A 5,584-nucleotide genomic window follows, 5' to 3' on the forward strand; every position below is an offset into this window, starting at 1 on the left:
CCGTGATAGGAGGGGAAGCGGGCGATCACCTTCCAGCGCTTCGGCCGGCCGGTGGCGACCGCCCATTGCCGGGCAAGCTTTATGCAGGATTCGGTCGCCTCGGAGCCGCCGGAGACGAAGAAGATACGGTCCATGCCGGCCGGTAGCTTGCTGGCGAGCTTCCGCGCGAGTTCTTCCGCCGGCTCGTTCTCGAAATGCAGCCGGTAGGCGAAAGTGGTCTTGTCCATCTGCCGCTTCATGGCTTCGAGCACGTTGCGGTTGGAGTGGCCGATATTGGCGACCATCGGCCCGCTCGAGCCGTCGATGAAGCGGCGACCGTCCTTGGTCCAGAAATAGATGCCCTCGGCGCGGTCGACCAGCGGCCGGCGCAGGCTGGAGAGATAGAACAGATGCGACGTCGGCCGCGCTTCGGCTTGCGGAGAGGGCTGCACTTCCAGTTTCGGCATGTCAGGTCTTTCCGAGATAGCGGTCGAGAACATTTTTGGTCACGCGTTCGACCATCGCGTCCTGCCTTAGCAGGCCGGCGACCCATTCGCAGCTTCCGGCATGGAAGACTTCGCCCTTGCCGCGGGGGAAGTTGACAATCATGCCGTTGCCGCGCTTGACCTTGTCGAGATTGGCATCGCTCGCCTCGCCGAAAAGCGTCTCGGCGGTGAAGCGCCCGTCCTCGTCGGTAAGGAACTGATCCTCGATCGGGATGTCGGCGCTTTCCTCGACCTGGCTCGCCATGCCGACGGCCAGCACCTGCAGGCCATCCGGCGCGCCGCTGGTCGCCGTCGGGTAGGGCAGGCCGCCGCGGATTTCGAAGTCGAGCCCGTCGACCTCATAGCCATAGACATGGCTGTCGGCGCCGAGCAGGTCTCCATAATAGATGCCGGTGCCGGCAAACGCCCAATGCTCCGGCCGATAGACGGGAAAGCCGCGCACGCCGCGCGGCGCGCAGCCGCCCCAGCCGGCATAGACACCTCGCGTCGCGTTGAGGCCGAAGGTGGCGCTGCCTGGGCGGCCGATCTCCGGCGCCTCCCAGGAGTTGGTGGCGCGCGTCACGTCGCCGCGATAGGCGGGGTCCTCGGCGCGGGCGCGGTATTTGTAGCAGACCTGGCGGCGGCCCTCGTCCTCCAGCCTGGTCTGCCACATGAAGTTGCCAGCGAAGCGGGCCGCGTGTCCGCCGCGCTCGACATATTGGTCGACGGCGTCGCGCATCTCCCAGGTCCAGTATTCGTCATGGCCGCTGAAGACGACGCAGTCGTAGCCATCGAGGATTTCGGGCGAGAAATGCAATTCGTGCTGGCTGGCAAGATCGATTGCATAGCCGGCGCGCTCGGCGAAGCGGAAGAAATGGCTGTCATAGCTCGCCCAGCCGGAAGAGGCGTATTTCTTCGAATGGCCGGTGGCGAAGGCCCATTCCATATGCGGATAGCGCGGCACGGTCTTCGGCGGTATCGCAACCTCGATCGGCACGCGCGGCGCCTCCTTGGGCAGCACCACGAAGCCGCGGCACCAGGGGCGCTGTGTCGACACCATAGTTGCGTATTGATCGCGGTTCGGGCCGGTGATGCCCTGATAATGATTGGAGCCGCCCCAGGTGTTGTAGGCCGTCCAGGTGCCGGTCGCGGCGACCTGCAGCAGGCGACTGGGCCTGCGGCCGGGCAGGGGCGCGACGATGAACAGATGGTGGCTAAGGATCGGCTCACCATCACCGCCGTCGGCCGAGAGCGTGACGCGATAGGCCCCCGACGGCCAATCCTCGCCGATACGAAATTCGAACGACGCTTCCCAGCCGCAGCCTTCAACCGAGCATTGGTCCGGCGTGTCCTGCCATCGCGCCGACAGGCCCACTTCCTCGAAGACCTTCGTCTCGGTTCTCCCATCGCGGACGACAACGATGCTGAATCGCGGCGCCGTTGAGCTGACATGCAGCGCCACCGTTTCACCGGGGCGATAGGAGAAACGGTCGCTGTAGCACCAGATCTCGCCGCGGCGGCCATCCATTCCCGGCCATTCGTAATAATGGCCGCGCACAGCCTCGCGGCGCTGCTCGGGCGTCAGCCCGAAATCGGGGAATTCAGCGGGCAATCGCGTCAAAGAACACCTGAAGCCAAGACGCTGCCATTGAGACCATTGGCTGGCCAAGCGTCAAATGGAAACGATCGGGCCAGCGAGCGCTTACGCTTGGCGATATCCGGCAGACGGACTATTTCATTCTCAGGCGATGTTTCAACGCCGGGAGCCGACATGCTGTACGTGCAAAAGGTCAAGGTCGACGACATCTACGTGCCCGCGGCGCGGCGCAAGACGCTGCATCCCGAGACCGTGCGCCGTCTCGCCGAAGACATTCTCGAGAACGGCATGAAGACGCCGATCCAGGTGCGTCACGACGGCAAGCGCCATGTGCTGGTCGAGGGACTACACCGGCTCGAAGCCGCCAAATGGCTCGGCGAGACCACCATCGATGCCTATCTCGTTCAGGCGCGCCGCCACTGATTCTTGTCGCTTGGGTCTCTACCGCAGCAGCGTCACCGCATCACGGCAACCGATCGTATTCCATCAATGCTTTTCAATTGACGCTGCGATGCCGGCCGCTACTACCACGCTTGGATTTCCACGAAGCAGGTGTTGCCATGACGAAATACCAGGGCGGATGCTTATGCGGAGCGGTGCGCTACCGCGCCGAGGCTGAACCGATCAACGAGCGCGTCTGCCATTGCCGGATCTGCCAGAAGGCGATCGGCGCGGCCTTCAACGCGCGCCTTCTGTTCCGCATCGACGACGTGACCGTCGAAGGGCCTTTGACGACGGTCAATTCATCGCCGGACCTCAAGCGCGGTTTTTGCGCAGCCTGCGGCACGACGATGTTTTCGCGGCGCGATTCACGGGGCATCCTCGGCGTCACCTCCGGTTCGCTCGACGATCCGTCCGTGTTCAAGCCCGACATGCATTTCTGGACGACTTCCAAACAGCCCTGGGTGCAGCTCGATGATGGGTTGCCGCAATTTGAGGGCGCGCCGCCAGTCTAACCTTCTCCCCCTTGTGGGAGAAGGTGGATCGGCGCGCAGCGCCGAGACGGATGAGGGGTGTTGGAAGGAATGGGGCACGGGCGATTATCGCGCCTGAACCTCCATCCCCTCACTCCGTCCAGTACCCCTCATCCGTCGCCTTCGGCGACACCTTCTCCCACAAGGGGAGAAGGGGAAAACTGCACAAAAATTTCATCTTCGATTCACGAGATAGCCGGCAAAGCGTCATTGGCGGGCCATCTTTGGCTGCTTATCTAAGCGCCATGCGGGAGGCATCGAGGAGGCGACGGATGAGCGAGAGCATCAATACCCTGGACGAGCTTTTGAACGACCCGATGATCCAGCTCGTGATGGAACGCGACCGGGTGCGTCCGGCCGAGCTTCGCCTGCTCCTGGAAAAGGCTCGCGACCGGGCGGCCGACGATTCCCGCATCGACCAGCCGGCCTTGCCGCCGGCGCACGTGGTGGCGAGAAGCTGCATAAAGCAGTGGCTGCACCGCTAGGTTGGTTGGCTTGGCCATAACCCGTGTCAGCTCGAATTTGCCGGCAAATAGCTGTAATGGCTGCGGAAATAGGCGATCCTGAAACCGAGCCGGGCGTAGTTGCGGTAGGCCGGACCGTCGCGGTCGGGGCGCGGCGCCTCGATGTCTGCGACGAACAGTTTCGCGCCGGCGGCGATGCCGTCGCGGACCAGCCTTTCGCCAAGCATGGCGTCGAGGTCGAAGCTCGGCGCCATGATGCCCGGCACCGGCGCGTCGATGCCGCTCCAGGCGGCGCCGTCTGAGATGAACAGTGAGCGCACAGCAGCCACCGCGCCATCACGTTTCAGCATGTAGTGATGCCAGCCTTTGCGGCCGACCAGTGCAACGAGCCAAGGAGAGGTGGGCAGCCTGTACTTGCCGTCGATGAAGGAGGCCCATTGCGGAGCCGTTTCGGCGGTGACCTCTTCGACCGATACATCGTCGGTTGGGAAGAGCGGTTCGGCCGCCGGCGGCGTCGCATCGCGAAAGATGCGTTCCCAGCCGCTCTGATGCTGCAGCCCGCGGGCTTCCAGCCAGCATCTCAGCCGCGACGGCTCGGTATGCGGGTTCGTATAGAACCACGGCCGCAAGATGCCGGCGGCGCGGTAGTGCGCGAGCAGCGCGTCGACCTGTTCCTCCGAGGCGGGACCGTCGACGCCGATGTTCTTGACGCAGTTGAAATGGATGAACGGGATCGTCGCGCAAGTGGTCCAGACGAGGTCGCCGTCGCGGGCAATCGCCAGGCCATGCCGCGCGGCGAAATCGGCGGGCGCAGCGTCGTAGAGGTCGAGCCAGGCATTGACCTCGGCGCGCTCGATGGCACGGCTCAGATCGCGCGAGACCTCCTCGATCGAAATTTCGGGAATGTGGGTTTCCGGTGGCACGACGGCCTGCAGTTCCCAGAGGGCGGCGGTCGACATGGTAGTCCTCCTCCGATTTACCTTACAGCGTAAGATTAGCGAATGATAATATGGAAGGGCCCATTGTCAAGCAGGATTAGCGGCACCTTACAAATCCGTGAGTTGGATTCCTGGTATCGCGCGGTTAAGGCTGTCCTTGAGGGGCTTTGCCAATGACGATTCACTTTGTTCTGGGGAAAGGATCGGGATGACCGACGTCTGCACGCAGGGACTGGATACCGGCTTTTGGCCTGGGTTATGCCAAAGTGGCGTTTCTCGGCATCGTTCAAGGCATCACCGAATTGCTGCCGATCTCGTCGACGGCGCATATGCGCGTCGTGCCCGCCGTGCTCGGCTGGCAGGATCCCGGCTCTGCCTTCTCGGCCGCCATGCAGCTTGCGGCATTGGCCGCGGTCGTCAGCTATTTCTGGAGCGATGTCCGGGATGTCACGCTGGGTTCGCTGTCGGCGATCGTCCGCCGCGATTTCGGCGACCGGTATTTCCGCCTGGCGATCAGCATCGTGCTGGCGACCATTCCGATCGTCATCGCCGGCCTTGCGCTTTCAGGCGTTCTCAACGCCTGCAATTCGCCGCTGCGGAGCCTGAGCGTCATCGGCGGGGCCTGCATCGTCATGGCGATCCTGCTCGCGCTTTCCGAGATCTATGCCAAGCACATGCTCACGCTCAACCAGGCTTCGATACTCGACGCGCTGCTTGTCGGCGTCGCCCAGGTCGGTGCCTTGATCCCCGGCGTTTCGCGTTCGGGATCGACGCTGACAGCCGCGCTGGGTTTGGGTTTCGCCCGCCCGGAGGCGGCGCGCCTCTCTTTCCTGCTCGGTCTGCCGGCGATCGCGCTCGCCGGGCTCAAGGAGCTTTGGGAACTGCACAAGATCCACCTCGGCGCCTATGGCTGGTCGGTCCTGGCCGTCGGCCTCGTCGTCGCCTCGATCTCGGCCTTCTTCGCCATATGGGGGCTGATGCGCGTGCTCGAGCGCTTTTCCGCCTGGCCCTTTGTCATCTATCGCGGCCTGCTCGGCGTCGTGCTGCTGATCGGCGTCGCCGTCGGCTGGTTGACTTAGCAGGCTGTTGAAGAAGTACTGGCGCGGTTGTTTGGAGCGTGATTCACTGCTCCCCGAACGATTTGGGG

6 protein-coding genes and 1 pseudogene are annotated in these 5,584 nt (G+C 63.6%); 4 read left to right on the forward strand and 3 right to left on the reverse strand.

Translation table 11 applies throughout. From position 1 onward, the window contains the following. Positions 1-446 (reverse strand): aminotransferase class III-fold pyridoxal phosphate-dependent enzyme (locus tag EOA29_RS23230; protein WP_145969755.1); only part of this gene is annotated, 446 nt, incomplete at its 3' end. Between the two features lies 1 nt (position 447). Continuing rightward, the gene (locus EOA29_RS23235) at positions 448-2,085 is read right to left on the reverse strand and encodes a N,N-dimethylformamidase beta subunit family domain-containing protein (RefSeq protein WP_126093647.1); all 1,638 of its coding nucleotides are present in this window, start codon (positions 2,083-2,085) and stop codon (positions 448-450) included. 150 nt (positions 2,086-2,235) lie between these two features. On the opposite strand from EOA29_RS23235, the gene EOA29_RS23240 reads away from it, so the two are divergent. From EOA29_RS23240 to EOA29_RS23250, 3 genes are all read left to right on the forward strand, one after another. Further along, positions 2,236-2,484 carry a ParB N-terminal domain-containing protein gene (locus EOA29_RS23240; protein ID WP_126093648.1) on the forward strand — a complete coding sequence of 83 codons (249 nt, stop codon included), beginning with the start codon at positions 2,236-2,238 and terminating at the stop codon, positions 2,482-2,484. Between the two features lie 137 nt (positions 2,485-2,621). Beyond that, on the forward strand, positions 2,622-3,017 hold the full coding sequence (locus EOA29_RS23245; RefSeq protein WP_126093649.1) for a GFA family protein: 396 nt from the start codon (positions 2,622-2,624) through the stop codon (positions 3,015-3,017). A 290-nt stretch (positions 3,018-3,307) separates the two neighbouring features. Further along, positions 3,308-3,520, forward strand: coding sequence for a hypothetical protein (locus tag EOA29_RS23250; protein WP_126093650.1), 213 nt, complete (start codon positions 3,308-3,310; stop codon positions 3,518-3,520). 26 nt (positions 3,521-3,546) lie between these two features. Here EOA29_RS23250 and EOA29_RS23255 read toward each other — a convergent pair whose 3' ends face one another. After that, on the reverse strand, positions 3,547-4,458 hold the full coding sequence (locus tag EOA29_RS23255; protein WP_126093651.1) for a hypothetical protein: 912 nt from the start codon (positions 4,456-4,458) through the stop codon (positions 3,547-3,549). Between the two features lie 187 nt (positions 4,459-4,645). Here EOA29_RS23255 and EOA29_RS23260 point away from each other — a divergent pair. Next, positions 4,646-5,516 (forward strand): annotated as a pseudogene (locus EOA29_RS23260) (undecaprenyl-diphosphate phosphatase). Positions 5,517-5,584: the final 68 nt, after the last annotated feature.

The sequence above is a fragment of the Mesorhizobium sp. M1E.F.Ca.ET.063.01.1.1 genome (assembly GCF_003998155.1).
Taxonomy (GTDB): Bacteria; Pseudomonadota; Alphaproteobacteria; order Rhizobiales; family Rhizobiaceae; genus Mesorhizobium.